Origin of the sequence: Hyphomicrobium sp., assembly GCF_003987855.1 — a bacterium.
In the GTDB taxonomy this organism is placed as follows: domain Bacteria; phylum Pseudomonadota; class Alphaproteobacteria; order Rhizobiales; family Hyphomicrobiaceae; genus Hyphomicrobium_B.
This window is the reverse complement of record NZ_RXIZ01000013.1, coordinates 57987-75051: the sequence shown is the minus strand read 5'-3', so window position 1 is coordinate 75051 and position 17065 is coordinate 57987. Positions and strand designations below refer to the sequence as shown.

6 protein-coding genes are annotated in these 17065 nt (G+C 63.4%); all 6 read left to right on the top strand.

Features of this window, described 5'->3' with window-relative positions:
* The first annotated feature begins 54 nt into the window (after positions 1-54).
* Entirely contained in the window at positions 55-1221 is a 1167-nt protein-coding gene (locus EKK30_RS11535) for a hypothetical protein (RefSeq protein WP_290984969.1), read from the top strand.
* A gap of 17 nt (positions 1222-1238) precedes the next feature.
* The gene (locus EKK30_RS11530) at positions 1239-4610 is read left to right on the top strand and encodes a helicase HerA-like domain-containing protein (protein WP_290984966.1); all 3372 of its coding nucleotides are present in this window, start codon (positions 1239-1241) and stop codon (positions 4608-4610) included.
* Between the two features lie 715 nt (positions 4611-5325).
* Positions 5326-7836 (top strand): transglycosylase domain-containing protein, encoded by a 2511-nt coding sequence (locus EKK30_RS11525; protein ID WP_290984963.1) that lies wholly within the window; start codon positions 5326-5328, stop codon positions 7834-7836.
* Between the two features lie 170 nt (positions 7837-8006).
* Positions 8007-10415, top strand: a complete 2409-nt coding sequence (locus tag EKK30_RS11520) for a hypothetical protein (RefSeq protein WP_290984961.1) — start codon at positions 8007-8009, stop codon at positions 10413-10415.
* 163 nt (positions 10416-10578) lie between these two features.
* A complete protein-coding gene (locus EKK30_RS11515) occupies positions 10579-11148 on the top strand; it encodes a hypothetical protein (RefSeq protein ID WP_290984958.1) in 570 nt (189 codons plus the stop codon).
* Between the two features lie 435 nt (positions 11149-11583).
* On the top strand, positions 11584-16944 hold the full coding sequence (locus EKK30_RS11510) for an alpha-2-macroglobulin (protein WP_290984955.1): 5361 nt from the start codon (positions 11584-11586) through the stop codon (positions 16942-16944).
* The last annotated feature ends 121 nt before the right edge of the window (positions 16945-17065 follow it).

Genomic DNA, 17065 nt, shown 5'->3' with positions numbered 1-17065 from the left:
CAATCATCGAAGTTGTCGCGACGGCGCAAATGATTCGCGCGGGGAGGCCATTCGATGAGTGCAGCCATCGAACATTCCGAGTTGAAGACTGGCGACGGGGCATCGCCTCTGCTGTCGGTCCGTGAACTCTTGCTATTGCGCATAGCGGTCGGCGGCGCGACGCGCGCTGATCTGCAGCGGGATGTCGCCCCATTACTCGCACCGCGCATGTCCAGCCTCGAATTTCGCCGCTCGGCCGAACTCGCCATCAGTACCCTCATCGGCGCCCAATACGTAACCGAGCAAAAGGGCCGCCTCGCCTCCACCGAGAAAGGTCGCCAGGTTGCAGAGGCGAGTTATGCGTCGTCGCGGACATTCCCCGCCGCTTGGACCGACGCCAAAATTTCTCTGCTACTTGGCGCTCTATCGGCGACGGACACGCCTTCGATCCGGAAAGCGTTTGCTCGCCCCGAAGGCATCGCGGCGCTCATCGTGCAGCATCACTTCGGCAAGACGACCGCCCGCGTGCTCTCGCCGGCCGACTTGAGAGCCGAACTCGCGATCATCGCTCTTGAGCGCGCCTTCGGAAACAAGATCAAGACCGGCCTCGGCAAAGGCGCGGGACTACCCGCCAAGGCCGGGCGCATTCTCGCCGGACAACTCTTCCGGTCGCCGCGTGAAATATCGAGCGATGGCAAGCTCATCGTCCAACTTGCCTGCGAGATCGTCGGAGCTCGCGAGGGAAGCGTCTCGGCGCTCGAACTGGCGCTCCTTCGCAACCTCGTTGGACCGAAAGAGGAAAGCGCACGCGCGAACGCCCCGAGGCCGCACGCGCGCGAAGAACCGGGTAAGCGCGTCGTTCGAGCGCCGACCCCGAAGCCCGCCAACGATCGACTTCCGCTCGACGAGAGCCATGTCAAACCGGCACCGCGAGTTGTCTCTCCACCCGACATGCCGGAATTCTGTCAGGCTGTTGTCGACGCGGCACGTCCTGTCGCTGAGGGCTGGCCAGGCAACCGGAAGGCGTTTATCTCTTTGGTATGGAAGGCGATTCGCAACGCGCGTCCCGACTGGGGTTTATCCGAGATTGCGTTCAAGGGAATGCTCGCGGAAGCCCATCGCTCAGGGCAGCTCGAACTGGCGACCGCTGATCTCAAAGACGGTCGCGATCTCAAATCGCTCGAGGATTCCAAGATCCTCTACAAGAACACTGTCTGGCACTTTGTGCGCGTTCAAGATTGAAGGCATTTCGGTTCGAAATGGGTGTTGAAGGCGCCTCCCTCAAACAGTCGACGTTCGCTCCCTCGCTCGCGCCCGACAAGCTGAGCGAAGCTTTTGAGCATTCGATCACCTGGGAAGATGATCTATGGCGCGCCGACCCGGTCGACGTGCCGGAGATCCACGCCAAGGCGCGCCAAAAATTCAGCGAGCTGCTGAACGCGGTCACCTCCGGCCGCGGCTATCACATGCAGGATCGCATCCTGCTGTTCCATGGCCAATCGGGAGCCGGAAAGACGCATCTTCTGCGCGCGCTTCGCACTGATTCGCATCGCACCGGCCAAAGCTATTTCGGCTACGCGCAGATGACGCCGGACGTGCAGAATTACGCCGACTTCTATCTGCGCCGTCTCGTGCATTCTCTGGAGAAGCCATACGACCCCGATCGTTTCGGCGAGTCGGCCCTGTCGCGCCTGACCAATCGGATGGTGCTCGATTCCGAGGTGATCTCGTCGGCCGATCTCGACAAGCTTCGCGACGATACGCTCGACGACAAACAGCTCGCGAAACTCATTCTCCGGTTGGCCGATCAGATCGTCGCCTGCGAGAAGTTCCAGACGCAGGAACTCGACATCAACATCGTCCGCGCGCTGCTCTATCTCCAGCGCCGAGATCCGCGCATCGATCAGCGCATCCGCCAATACCTCAACGGTCGCAACCTGACTGCGATTGCGCACGAGGCCGTCAGCGCGCTCGATCCCAACGACGGGGAAGATCGCGCGTTCGAGATCATCAAGGCTCTGGGCGCGCTCGTCTGGACCGTGGACCGCGCCGCGCTGGTCTTCTGCATCGACCAGGTCGAAGACCTGCGCTTCTTCGACAATGCGGAAGATCGCTTCCAGCGCGCCGTTCGCGACCTGATCCAGATCGCCAACCGGCTCACCAACGCCATCATCATCATCTCGTGCCTGGAAGACTTTTACGGTCAGGTGCGCAGCCTCGTGGCGCAATCCTACATCGATCGCATCGAGAAGTCGGGACCCGTGCTTCTGCGTGAAAGCCGGACGCCGGAAGAAGCCCGCCTCATCATTTCCAAGCGCATCGCCTACCACTCGGAAGTGAACGGCGACGGGTTGAGCTTTCCCGACGCATCGCAGTTCTTCGGCCCGCAATTCTTCGAAGAGTTCGGCGGCCTCTCGACGCGGCGCCTGTTGGAGCATGCCCAGTCGCGACTGCGCGAGGCGACATCCACGGAAGGCGACGAGCGCGAACCCGAGCCAGAACGCCCGTCCTTCATTTCCACGCTCGCTCAGGCGCTCGGCCAGGTGATTGGCTTCGGCAGCCCTGACGATCAGGCGCCGGGTTCGTTGTCGGCCGTGCAGTTCCGCGAGATGTGGGAGCGCTTTGCCAACGAGAGCGAAGCCGAAATGCCAGCCGACGACCAGGAACTGGTCGACGTCTTGTCCGCCGCGCTCTTGTTGGCGCGCGACGAGTGGGGCAAATCGATCGAAGTGACGGTGAAGCGTCTGGAGCTCGGCGATGATTTGCCGGCCTTCGATCTGACGGTTCGGCATCGCACCGGCTTTGCCAATGACGTTCGCGTGTTTCTGTGCAACCGCCCGACACAGGGTGGCGGCCTGAAGCGTCAGCTCGACAAGGTGCTGACGGCGATGCAGGGCAAGCCCTGCTTCATGCTCCGCGCCAGCGACTTCCCACCGAACAAGAAGAACCAGACTGCCCAGGCCTTCCGCAAATTCCGCGATGGCGGCGGGCGCCAGCTTCTTGTGCCCATCCCCGAGTGGGAGCGCATGATGACGGTGCGCGAGTTCACCGCGCATCACCGTGGCGATACGGGCATGACGCAATGGCTGGAAGGCACGAAGCCTCTGTCCAGCCTCATCTCGATCACGCACCTCCTCCGCCTCGACCTGCTTGGCCGGCCGGTGCCGCGCCTCGTCGCCAAAAGTATGGACGATCCGCAGTCCTCTCTTGATGGCTTCGATCTGCTCTCCGCCGAGCAGGCGCGCTCCGCAAACCCTGATGGCAGCGACTCGGGCCTTCCCGCGAACGACGATGATCTGCCGATGTCCGTCATTCTCGATGAAGACGGCAGCTACGGCGCGAGCATTCTTGCGGGACGAGAAAACGGCATTCGGGGCACGCGCCCCGTCACGCTCAACAAAAGCGTCCTGAAGCGCCATGCTGCGTTTCTCGGTGGTTCAGGCTCAGGTAAAACCACCCTTGCCCTGTCGCTCATAGAGCAGCTGCTGCTTCGCGGCGTGCCGGCTGTTCTTATCGATCGCAAGGGCGACCTCGCGAGCTATGCCAATCCGGAAGTCTGGCGCTCGAACGATAACGAGACGCCGGACCGCCGCGCTGAACGCGAAAAACTCGCCGACGCCATCGATGTCGCCGTTTATACGCCGGGCCGCGCCTCGGGCCGCCCGATCTCGATCACGTTGCTACCGAACGGCATCAACGAACTGCCCGATCACGAGCAGCAGCTGCTCGCCAATCTGTCTGCCGCCGCGCTCGGCGAAATGCTTCACCTCAAGAACTCGGCGACACACCAGAAACAGTCCGGCGTGCTCGCAGTCGCGCTGCGCATTCTCGGCTCGCTCTCGACGAATGAAGTGACGCTCGCCGATCTCATCCATCTCCTGGAAGATGAGCATCCCGAACTCACTGACCAGACCCAGCGCATGGATCCGTCAGGCAAGCTTCGTCGCGATCTCGTGGCGCAGCTCGACTCGCTGCGTCTGCGCAACGCCGCGCTCTTCGAGGGCGGCGGCGAAAGTCTGCGCATGGAAAGCCTGCTCGGATTGGGACGCTACCAGCGCCCGAACCGCACGCGCCTGTCTGTCATCTACACGGGTTTTCTCGGCGACAACGAAAACATCCTGTTCTGGGTCTCGCAATTCCTCTCGGAGGCGCTTCGCTTCTGTCAGCGCAACCCGAACGACGAGCTGCAGGCCGTCGTCATGTTCGACGAAGCCGACCTTTACATTCCCGCGAACTCGAAACCCGCCACGGCCGAACCGCTTCAGAGCCTTCTGAAGCGGGCGCGCTCTGCCGGCCTCGGCATGATGCTCGCGACCCAGTCGCCCGGCGACCTCGATTACAAGAGCCGCGACCAGATCACGAGCTGGTTCATCGGCCGCGTCCGCGAAGATACAGCCCTCCGCAAGCTCAAAGCCGCGTTCCAGTCCGAATCCGGCCTTGACCCGGCGTCCGCGTTGCCGGGCCAGACGGTGGGCGAATTCCATCTCGTTCAGGAAGGCCTCGTCAGGCCGATGAAGGCGCAGAGATCGCTTATCGCGGCCGAGCAGGTGCCGTTCGACCGGATCGAGCAACTCGCTGCCGAAACGAGGGGTACGGACGAACGCCAGCTGCGCCTGTTCGACGTGCGCTGACCTTCAATTCGCGTTTCAGCTTTCGACACATTCTGTGATGTTGCGGAGCGGGCAGTTGGCCACGCGTGTGCGAACGTCGCTGTACGACATATTCATAACACGCTGATAAAACGTATAAATCTGGAATGCCGGACAACGCCTGAATAAGCGGCCTACGTCTCAATTAAGCATTTTCTGACGTGTGTTCTGGTTTCTACGCCGCCGCCTGCAAAATTCGTCTCGGCCCTGTCAAGTTTTTTCACCGCACTGTAGTCTCAAGAAAGCTGAGAAGTAGGGGTTATGCTCAGCTACGCTGATTGGGTGCGGCTCCTTTCAGTGACAATAAGATGGACGGCCGAGGGGGCAAACCGGCTGATCCGTCGTTTAGGGCCGCGCGTAACAGTGGAGTGAACTTATAAGAGTTCAGTGCGGGGTAGTGTTATGGTGGCGAAACCTTTCGTCATGATGGTCGTTGCGGCCCTCATTGGTCCAGCGGTCGGCGTGGGCCTTTTCATTCTGATGAACAACTTCTGAAGCGCGGGTCTTTCGGTCCGTCGCCCGGCAAACGCGTGCGCGTCGCCGTCAGCTTGAGCTGTCAGCGCCAGCCATAGATTTGCCGCGACGGGGCGACGAAGCTGCCCCGACTTCGCTGAGTTGACGCCGCAAAGGTCAACTAAGTCTAGCTTTTAGCCAAAGCCCCTCACGGCGTTGGCAGTAGCGCGGCTTTGCGACACCGATGTTACGTCTTCTGCGGCATCTGACCGCCCTCGCGGACTTCTGCCTATGGGCACCGCGTTGGATCGTGCGTTGGCTGATGATGGCCGTAGCTTTCAATCCAAAGCTCGGACCACTGCGCCACGTCTTCACCGGCGCGATCGTCTACGTCCTCTTCGCGATCGCACTAGTCTACATCGCCGCGCCCGTCCGAGGCTACCTCGGCGATCTGTCTATGCACGACAAACTTGGCTACGACGCCGAGCGCTGGCTTGCGACAGCCATCTATGATCCCAAAGGCAATTTCGTCGGCACGTTCGACCCGCGCCTCGATAGCCTGCGCGACGTGAACTACACCGACAGCGCCATCGCACTCGGCGATTACGTCGCCAACCCCGATCACAAATCGATCCCAGTACGGCAGGTGCCCGAACAATATTGGCGCTGCCTTTCCTATCACGAGGATCGCTACCTGGGCGGCCCGCTCAACCCATTCGGCATCGATCTCGTTGGCGTTCTGAAAATTCCCGTCTCGACCGTCACGCGCTCGATCGCCGCGCACAGACCCGTGCTCGGCGTTGGCGGTTCGACGCTGCCCATGCAGTTCGCCCGCGTCATCTACAAAACGCCGCCCCGCGCCGACGAGGGCGGCATCGAAAAGCTGAAGCGCAAGCTCGGCGAATGGTGGCTCGCTCCTGTGATCTACCGCGAGCTAACGCGCGACGGCGACGATACCCTCCTGAAGCAATGGGCGGCGAACCACATCTGGCTCGCGCAACGCACCGGCGGCCAGCCGTTGCACGGCGTGGAGGTGACAAGCCAAGTTGTATTCGGGAAGGAAGCCAAGGATCTCTCGACTGCTGAGCAGTTTGTGCTCGCCTCCGCCGTCAACAAGCCGATCATCCTGCTTGAAGGCAATGATCGGCTGAATGCCGTCCGCCTCGACCGCTGGCGCTACATCACCGAAGTGCGCGCTCGCACGTGCGCCGAGAAGCTCATCACTGACGAAGCCGAGCAGAAGAAGGTCGTCTTCGAACTGATGGCCCTCGCCGGCGGACCGCCGAACCCCAAGATCAAGCCGAAGCTCGAAGCCGCCCTCGAGCGCTTCGCTCCAACGCAGCTGAAGCGCGCCGAGGCAAACCCGATGATCCGCGCCAATCTGCTTTTGCCCGCGGCACGCTTCGGCATTCGCGAAGAGATGAAGCAGAGCTACGGCTTCGCCTGGCGCGACTACGTCCGGGGCGTGACGACAACCTTCGATATCGGCGAGAACTTGGCGTTCCGCGACAAGGTCGATTCCGAGCTTGCCTCGCTCGACGCAAAATGGGCTTCCCGGATCGACACGGCTTTCACTCTCGATCCGAAGAAAGTCAGCGCCGATAAAACGCTTCCCAATGTCATCGTGGTCGCCGCCGACGGCAATGGCAACATCGTGCGCTACTACGAGACCGGCGAGACAGCCGCCTACTTCGGCTCGCTTCCGGCCCGGCGCTCGGATACGGGCCAATACGAGCCGTCGCTCGAAAGCCGACAGGTCGCTTCCACCGGCAAAATGCTTCTCGCCGTCGCTCTCGCCAACCAGGGCCGCGACGGACCCGACAGCCTCTATTCCGACAGCCAGTTCCCCGCTCAGGGCGGCGATACCTGCGCCAAGGGCGCGAACTCGGGCAGCCGCCGCTCGATCGTCGCGTTCGCCTGCTCGCTCAATGCGCCGCTCATCAATCGCGGCGCGCAGCTTGGACAGGCGCCCATCAAGCGGCTGATCGACGGCTTCGGCTTCACGATGCCGCCGGCCGCCGCACTTGGTGGCACGCCACCGTCGACCGCCGTTGTTCTTGGTCAGATTGCGGGCGCGCCTCGGCGGGTGCATTTCATGTCGAGCGTTATCCTCGCTTCGCTCATCGGACGCGGAACGAAACCCATTCGTCCGCCGACGCTGATTGCGGCCTACGACTTCACGCAGAAAGGCGAAGGTGGCGCGGGCATTACGGCAGAGGCGCGCCCGGCCATCATTCCGAAATCCCTGATCCGACCGAGCGCGTCGGGACTGATCCGCACGCTTCTTGAAGCGCCCCTTTGCTATCAGACCGCTGGCCAGTCCTACGGCACGTTGAAAAGCCTTAGCCAGTGGTGCGCGCGACGCCGAGGCGACCTCCGGCTCCACTTTGCCAAGACGGGAACTTCGGTGACGCTTGATCCGAACGCGACCGTGGACACCTGGGCGTCGGGCGGCCTGCAGTTCGCGAATGGCGCCGCCTATTCCTACGTCGTGCTGGTAGGCACCGGGAATGCCTCGCAACCCTGGGCGCATGATCTTCACGCGGCTCAGATCGCCGCGCCGCTGCTCGATGTTCTGCTGCATGATTTAGCCGAGCACGCGAAGTCGAACCCGCGTCGCGATTTCCTGCCACAGCGCCGAGCTACGCCGGTGGCTTCTGCCGCGTCTGCTGCCCGCGTCGCAGCGACAGATGTTTCCTCTCCGCGCGAGCGCTCGCCCTCCGACGAACAACTGCGCACACTGAGCGCGAACTGATCGGCCCGACGCCGCAGCGTCGAGCGCGCGTGACGCAGCAGTTGCAGCCATCATTCATCGCCGCGCTGAAAAAGAGCCGGAAGTCCGACATTGCTCAGCCTCAGTTCAACCATCAAAAACGCTGAGTGGCCGCCGAGTCTGCACGCTTCTCTTGGGTAGGGTTGGCGGCAATGAACCGGGATGGTGCTGAACTCGGGCGCGAGGCGGGCTCGCTGCGCCTATACGCGGACGTGCGCGATAGCGGCGCGCCGCAGAAGCCGCCGCGCGACTGGAAACGAGCGATCCTCATTTTCGGTCTCGGCGCGCTGTCCTGGGTCGCGACCTACGTCGGCATGCTCGAACTGATCGAAGCCAACATGGGCGATCTTCCGATCGTCCATCGCGTCATCGTCGGCTTCTCGGTCGCGATGCTGATGACGATGATCATTTGGCTGCTGGACCAGCTGTTCCGACCGCACCCGTTCTTCACCAAGCTCTTCTACGCGGGCGGCTACATCTTTCTGTCGCTGATCTCGATCGGCTTCGGCTTCGGCTTCTACTGGAAGGTGCTGGAAAGCCGGGGGGAAGCCTCGCGCTCGGCGGAAAGCGCCGTCTCCGAAGTCCAGAACGCGCTGCACGGCGCCGAAACGCGCCTCGAGCAGCTGCAGGCGACGCTCACCCAGCTCACCCAGGTCTCAACCGATAAAGCGCAGCTCGAGCAGACGAAAGGAACCTCATGTCCGAACTCGAAGCCGGGCGACGGACCGCGCCGGAAGATGCGCGAAGACGATGCGCAGCGTTTCTCGTTCGCATCCGACTTTGTGAAGGGTCGGATCGGCGCCGTGAAAGCCGACATGCAGGGCCTGAACGGCGACCTGACAAAGATCGTCTCGGCGGACGCCTCGACATTCGATCCGAAGACGGGAACGCGAAATGAATTCATGCGCGCGCTCGGCCGCAAGCTCGACCTGACCGCGACCGGATTTAACGCCTTCCGCACCGACCCACAGCTTCGCCAGATCCGCACCGATCTGGCCGACCGCGCCGAGCGCACGACCTTCGGCGACGGTAAAGCGGGCACCGTCTCCTGCCCCGATCCGCAGTTGCAAATGGCGTTGCGCGGCGTCGTCAAAGCGATCGATCAGCTTCCCGAACTGCAAAAGCCCGAGATCGCCACCGTCGAGGGCCCGGAGGCGACCATCGAAGCGTTCCGCCGATTGACCACAACGTTCTACGGCTTGCTTGCTTTCAAGATGCCGCCTTCGGCTGACGAATTGCGCGAGTTGCAAAAGAAGGCGATCCAATCCGTCGAGAGCCCGGCGGAAGTGCGCGCTTCAGGCGATGGCCAAGCCTCAGGACTGTCGAAGCGTGACTACGTTCCGCTCGCCGTCGCTCTGTTCGTCGATCTCTGCCTCTTCCTCGTATCGATGGGTCAGCGGCCCGGCGGTCGCCTCGACGGCCTTGTGCCGAAGATGAAGGCGGCAGAGCGCGGACCTGTGATCGAGATCCTCTCGCGCTTCAACGACATTCACCGCGACAAGCAGATCCGCGAGAACTTCGAGTTGTTCCGCCACGTCGTCTTCGACATGAACGGCGACTATTACGTCGCCGTGCCGCTCGATGCACCGCCGCGCATGAACCCGGCGCAGCGCGAAAGCCTCCGCGTCGAGGCGCAACTGCTCTCCAATCTCTTCGCCAGCTTCGAGCGCGAGAAGATTTTCAAGCGCACGCTCCTGCCGACGACCGGCAGCATCCAGAAGCGGCTCGCCCGCCAGGGATCGAAGTTCGCCGGCTCTGAATCGTTCCGCGTCTATAAGTTCACCAACGGCGCCTGGTCGGACATCATCCTCGGCGCGGTGATGGGCGCAGCGCGCCGCGCGGAAAGGAATGAGTTCGGCGGTCGCAACATCGAAGACGACGCGGTGACGACGACGCCCGGCCCGCAGGCGCCCGGCCCGGAGACCCCGAGCACCCCGCGTCCGCCGCTCCAGGCCGGCAATGATGTCGACGACCGCGAACCGACCGCGCCGCCGAGGTTCGAAGCGCCCCTTCGCGCGGTTCGCCCGAATATGGCGATCGACCCCGATCACGCCGCCCGTTTCGGACCCTACGCACGAACCTACCGGCCTGAGCCCGAGCTGACGCCGCCGCAGGCCCCGCGCGTGAAGCGGCCAGCACCCAAGCCGGATCCAGAAGCCGACGTGACGGTGAAGGCCGCGAACACGAACATCGCCGAGCTTGCCGCCGAGGCTCCGGCACCTGAGGTCCGTCCAGCCACGGTGGTCACCCTTCCCCGGGTTACGTTGCAGACGGAACCGCTCCAGGCCGCTCCCGCCCACGCCCACGTCGTGTTGCAGCGGGAAACCGCGACATTCTCGGTGCCGGTAAGCGAAGCCGTGATGCCGCCGTCGCTGAAATCGGCCATGCGGGCGTTTGAAAGCCGCTGGCCGTCAGAACACGAGAGCGATTCGGTCGAACTCTCGGCCGCCCCCAGCACCATCTTGGCCGACGCGCGCGAACGCGTGATTCCCCAGGATGATCAGCTTTCTGACCATGACCGCGCCTTCATCCGGCGCATCGCGCCGCCTGCGGCAGAATAAAAAAGAGCTTGGAAAGAAAACGGAATAACGATGTTCGCCTTAAATCGAACCCGCCCGCAACGCTTGTTTAACATTCTTGCTGGCTTAATGGGGACACCGAATGCTCGACCGGGGGAGCGTTCGATCTTTGCGAACATGACCGTTCGAAATGGGAATCTCATAAATGCGCACCGCCACACCTTCGCGGCTCATGACTATGTCTCGGACCGATAAGGAATCACGGCTGAAGGATTTTATCGGCGAGGCGATGACGGCCTCCCGTACCCCCCTTGCTCATGGGGTCAGCCTTACGCTTTTCGTCCGCAGTCCCGACAGCCCGGTTGCGCGCGCGCTCCATTCCGCATGGTCGGAAGGACGGGTCGAGGCGGCCCACATCCGCATCGTGATCTGCGACACCAATATGGAAGATGCCACCGCGCCATCGCTGCTCGACATGACTGACGCGGACGTCCGCGTCCTCGCCGATCCGAGCTTCGGTCCGGCGCACGAACAGCTGGTCGTCGGCCCGGCCCATGTCTGGATCGGGGACTGCCTGCGCCGCGATCCCACAAAGCGTGACGCATTCGAACTCTACCATCCGGGAGACGCATCGATTGGCGTCTTCGCCGCCGCCTCCTTTGAGAAACTCTGGTCCCGCGGCCGCCCGCTGAAACTCCCGCGCCTTTCGCCCGAGATCATCGCCGCGCAGTCGGACGACCCCGCAGCGCTGCCGCTACCTCTCCCGCGGCACTAAGGCGAAACCACTTTCCTTTTGCTGTGGCCGGGCTCGCCCCGGCCACAGTCATGACTTGGGAAAGTTTAGACCTGTTACATCTTTTCGCCGTTTGAGCGTGCGCCGTTAGGAAACTGTCATTCGGGCGGCGAGGCCGGTTTCCGGCAGCTGCCTGTTTCAGCGCGCCGTCAGGCCCGATATCCCGCGAGATAAAAAACTTATCCCCGCACTTTGCCGGGGTGTTAAGTTTCGCCCTGGGAGCAATGTCGGAAAAAGGCCGCAAGAACGCGCAACCAACGGAACTTCCAATTTTATCGCCGCGCTTCGGCCCTTGAGCCTTGTTGGGCTTCCCCGCAAAGGCTCGCTTCAAGATACTCCGGCGCGGGCCAACCCGAGCGCGAAGTCCCTCGCCGCTCGTGCGCTCCGACATCGAGGCACTCAAACAGGATGCGACCAATGCTTTTCCTCGCGCGCCTTGCAGCGGTTTTCACTCTCATGCTGGCGACATTCGCAACTGCCAGTGCAGACCCGAAGCCTTTCCTGCATCAGGGCGTCGCCGCCGACGCCAAACGCTATGAGGCCTATCTCAAGGCGAACTGGAAACCGGACGGCAAGTCGCCGGCCGCGCTCAAGGCGCAGGCCGAGAAAGATTTCGCGAGCGATCCGCGCGCAGCCTCACGGGCGCTCGCCAACGTCGTCTCCGCCAACGCTCAGGACTCCGCCGCCTGGACGCGTCTCGCGGAAGCGCTGATCGCCATCCCGCCGGACCCCAACAATTCGAACGAGCGCTACGACCTGGCGATCTATGCCTCCGGCGCCGCCTACACCGGCTATCAGCGCGCGACCGGCAATGCCGAGAAGGCGCACGCGCTCTACGTCTTGGGCCGCACGCTCGAAGCGCGCTCCTACTGGCGTCCCGCCATCGACGCGTTGAGCTTGAGCCTGTCGATCGCCGACGATCAGACGACGCGCGAGATGTATGACCGCCTGCGTGGCCAGTACGGCTTCCGCATGACCGACTACAAGACCGACAATGACGCCACGCCGCCGCGCCTCTGCCTGCAATTCTCCGAAGACCTTTCGCGCACGCAGACCGATGTTGCGAAGTTCATCTCGGTTGGCGGCAAGGACCCGCAGAACCTTGTGCAGGACGGCAAGCAGCTCTGCCTCGAAGGCCTGAAGTACGGCGAGCGCTATCAGGTCCAGATCCGTGCCGGACTTCCGTCCGACATCGGCGAAAAGCTGCTGAAGACGTCCGACATCGCCGTCTATATCCCCGATCGCTCGCCTTTCGTACGCTTCGGCGGCAAAGCCTACGTGCTGCCCTCACGCGGCCAGCAGGGCATTCCCGTCACCACGACCAACACCAGCAAGATCGATGTCGAAGTCTATCGCATCGGCGACCGCAATCTGGCGACAACGCTGCAGAGCGGCGACATGGCGCGTCAGCTCTCGAGCTACGACGTCGACAACATTCGCGACCGCTCCGGCATCAAGGTCTACCAGGGCCAGATGGATATCGCCTCGAAGCTCAACGAGGACGTGACCACGGCCGTCCCCGTGACGGACGCCACCGGCAAGCTCGAACCCGGCGTCTACGTCATCGTCGCCAAGCCATCCGAGAAGCAGAAGCAGGAAAGCTACGAACGCGCCACGCAGTGGTTCATCGTCTCTGATCTTGGGCTAACCGCCTTTTCCGGCAATGACGGCGTCCACGCCTTCGTTCGTTCCTTGAGCGACGCGACCGGCATCGGCGGCTCGTCCGTGAAGCTGATCGCCAAGAACAACGAAGTCCTGGCAACGGCGACGACCGATGGCCGCGGCTATGCCAAGTTCGATGCGGCGATCACGAAAGGCGAAGGCGGCGCCGCGCCCGCCATCCTCGTCGCTCAGAAAGGCGAAGGCGAATACGCTTTCCTCGACCTGACGCTCAACTCCTTCGATCTTTCCGATCGCGGCGTGCAGGGTCGCGATCCGTCCGGCCCGGTCGACGCCTACATCTACACCGAGCGCGGTGTCTATCGCGGCGGCGAGGACGTGAACGTGACGGCGCTGGTGCGCGATCAGTTCGGCAAGGCGTCGGCGATCCCCGCGACGCTGATGCTCTTCCGGCCCGACGGCGTCGAGCAGGCCCGCCTCCTGATGAACGATGCCGGCCTCGGCGGCCGCTCGCGCATCCTGACGCTCGCCAAGACGGCGATGACCGGCACGTGGCGGGTGAAGCTCTATACCGATCCTAAGGCGGAACCCATCGCCGAGCGCTCATTCCTCGTCGAAGACTTCGTCCCCGAACGCCTCGACATGACGCTCACGTCCGACCTCAAGGCCTTGTCGCCGGATGAGAACCAGTCGATCAACGCCGACGGCCGTTATCTCTACGGTCCGCCCGCGGCAGGCCTCGGACTTGAAGGCGAAGTCGTCGTGCGCGCCTCCAACAAGGACGTGCCGGGCTATGCCGGATACGTGTTCGGCCAAGCCGACGAACTCGTGAACCCCGCGCGTCAGGCACTGCAGGCGAACCTTGCCATGGATCAGTCCGGCAAGGCCGCTGTGCCCATCACGCTGCCGCAAATGCCCAAGACGCCGAAGCCGCTCGAAGCGCAGATCACGGTCAAGCTGCGCGAGGACGGCGGCCGAACGATCGAGCGCAACCTGACGCTCCCCGTCGACCTCAAACTCCAGCGCATCGGCATCAAGCCGCTGTTTGACAACTTGTCCGCGCCCGAAGGCCAGAACGCCGAATTCAACGTCGTGCTTCTCGGCGCCGACGGAAAGGCGCAAGCCGCGAGCGATCTCACCTGGACTCTGACGCGTCTCGACACGAACTGGCAGTGGTATCGCCGCGACGGCGCCTGGACGTACGAAGCCGTCACGGTCAAGCGCAAGATCGGCAGTGGCGAGCTCGCCGTCACCGCCGGCGGCGCCGCCAAGATTTCCCAGCCGATCGACTGGGGCCGCTATCGCCTCGACATCGCCTCGTCCGCTGCCGATGGCCCGGCCTCGAGCATCATCTTCAATGCCGGCTGGTACACGGCGGGCGACAACGTCGATTCACCCGAACAGCTCGACGTGGCGCTCGACAAGGACAGCTACAAATCGGGCGACACCGCGAAGCTGCGCATCGCATCAAAGCTCGGCGGCAAGGCGCTCGTCGCCGTGCTCGGAACCGGCCTCGACCTGATGAAGGAAGTCGACATTGCCAAAGGCGGCGGCGAAGTTGAGATCCCCGTCGATGGCGAGTGGGGCCCCGGCGCCTACGCCACCGCAATCCTCTATCGCCCGATGGACGAGGGGCAAAAGCGCATGCCGAGCCGCGCCATCGGTATCCGCTGGCTGCCGATCGACCAGAGCAGCAAGCACCTGAAAGTTGCGGTCACGCTTCCCGACAAGGTGAAGTCCGGCGCGCACGTCGATGTGCCGCTGAAAGTCGAAGGCTTGGCTCCCGGCGAAGACGCGCGCGTCGTCGTCGCAGCCGTCGACCTCGGCATCTTGAACCTCACACGCTTCGAGACGCCCGCGCCTGAGAAGTGGTTCTCGCAACAACAGAAGCTCGCCTTCGAAATCCGCGACTTCTACGGCAAGCTGATCGATGGCATGCACGCCGATCGCGGCAAGCTGCGCTCGGGTGGTGACGCGGGCGCGGCGCTGCAAGGCAACCCCACGGTCGAAACGGTCGTCTCGCTCTATTCCGGCATCGTTCAGGTGAAGGATGACGGCACCGCGAGCGTCTCGTTCGACCTGCCGGATTTCAACGGCACCGTGCGGTTCATGGCGGTGGCATGGAGCAAGGACAAGGTGGGTCATGGCTCGGGCGACTTGATCGTCCGGGATGCGGTGGCTCTCACCGTCGCGGTCCCCCGCTTCATGACCTTGGGCGACGAAGTCGACCTCGGCTTCGGCATCCACAACGTCGATGGCCCGGCCGCGCCCTACAAGCTGACGCTGTCGCGTAAAGCGGGCGACGACCGCAACGAGACGCTGACGCCTGTTGCCGACAAGACGGCTGACCTGAAACAGGGCGAACGCACGATGCAGCGCATCCTGTTCAAGCCGACGGAGCTTGGCGAAGTGACGCTCAAGGCTGTCGTCACCGGGCCCAACGACATTGCCGTCAAGCGCGAGATGACGTTCAACGTCTTCCCGCCCGCCGGCGATATCAAGCGCACCACGATCTCGTCGCTGAAGCCCGGCGGCAAGCTCAGCGTATCGGCAGATCTCGCCTACGATCTGATCCCGTCGCGAACCCGCATTAACATGTCGGTCGGGCCGGCCGCTCGCCTCGACGTGCCGACACTTCTCTCGCAGCTCGACCGCTATCCGTACGGCTGCGCCGAGCAGACGGTATCGCGAGCGATGCCGCTGGTCGTCGCCAACGCGGTGGCGGCCCAGATCGGTCTCGCCCAGGACAAGGAACTGAAGGATCGCGTCCAGAAAGCCATCGGCCGCGTCTTCGAGATGCAGGACTCGACGGGTGCCTTCGGCGTCTGGGGACCCTACAGCACCGACCTGTGGCTGACGGCCTACGTCACCGACTTCCTGACGCGCGCCAAGGAAGCCAACTACGATGTGCCGCGTGAGAGCTTCAATCGCGCGCTCGACCGGCTGCAGAACTTCATCGCCTACGCTTCTGACTTCGAGAAGGGTGGCGAAGATCGGGCCTATGCGCTCTATGTCCTCGCCCGCAACGGCCGCGCGCCGATCGGTGACCTGAGATACTACGCCGACGAACGCATCGGCCGCTTCTCGACGCCGCTAGCCAAGGCGCAAGTCGGCGCGGCGCTCGCGATGATGGGCGACAAGGAACGCGCCGAACGCACGTTCGCCGCCGCACTGGCCGCCATGCCGGATACCCCCGACAGCGGCTATCGCAGCGACTATGGCTCGACGCTGCGCGATGGCGCCGCGCTCGTCACGTTGGCGGCCGAAACCGGCATCGCCCGCGAAGACCAGCCGCGCCTCGCGACCGTCATCGCCAAGGCTTACGAAACGCGGACGTACACATCCACGCAGGAACAGGCCTGGATGCTGCTCGCCGCCAAAGCCTTGAACGATGAAGTGAAAGCAACAACGCTGTCGATCGACGGCAAGCCGGTGAATGGTCCCTTGCTGAAGGGCCTCACGCCGGCCGAGCTGAAGAACGGCGCCTTGACCATCACCAACAACGGCGACACCGCCGTCGATGCGGTGATCTCCGTCATCGGCGCAGCGCTGACGCCGGAACCCGCCGTCTCGAAAGGCTTCAAGATCGAGCGGCAGGCCTACACGGTCGATGGCAAGAAGATCGATCTGGCAAGCCTCACCGGCGGCAAGGCCAAGGTGAAGCAGAACGATCGCTTCGTCATGGTGGTGAAGGTCACGTCCGAAGATCCTGCCGGCCGCGTGATGGTCGTCGATCGCCTGCCTGCGGGCTTCGAGATCGAAAACCCGCACCTTGTCGACAGCGGCGCGATCTCGGGCCTGTCGTGGCTGAAGTCGACGGCCGAGCCGGAGCACACCGAGTTCCGCGATGATCGCTTCGTCGCCGCGTTCAACTTCGCGAACGTGCGCACGTCGACATCGTCTTCGTCCTCGGATGCCGAGAATAGCGATACGCCGGACAACACAAGCGGCAACAGCACGCCGGAGAGCCAGGTCGTTCTGCCCGACGGCACCACGCAGCCGAAGACGACCGCCGTCACCGCGACGCTGGCCTACATCGTTCGCGCCGTGACGCCGGGCACGTTCGTCCATCCGGCGGCAACCGTCGAAGACATGTACCGGCCCGAACGGTACGCGCGCTCCGCCGCCGGCACGCTCGCCGTCTCGACGAAGGAGTGATGCGACGTGCGGCTGGGGCCATGGGCAAAGAAGAACGTCTCTCTCTCCCCTCGGGGAGAGGGCCAGGGTGAGGGGGCGCAAGTCTCCTCGTCTGCAGTTCCCCCAATGGGGGAAGGCCGGA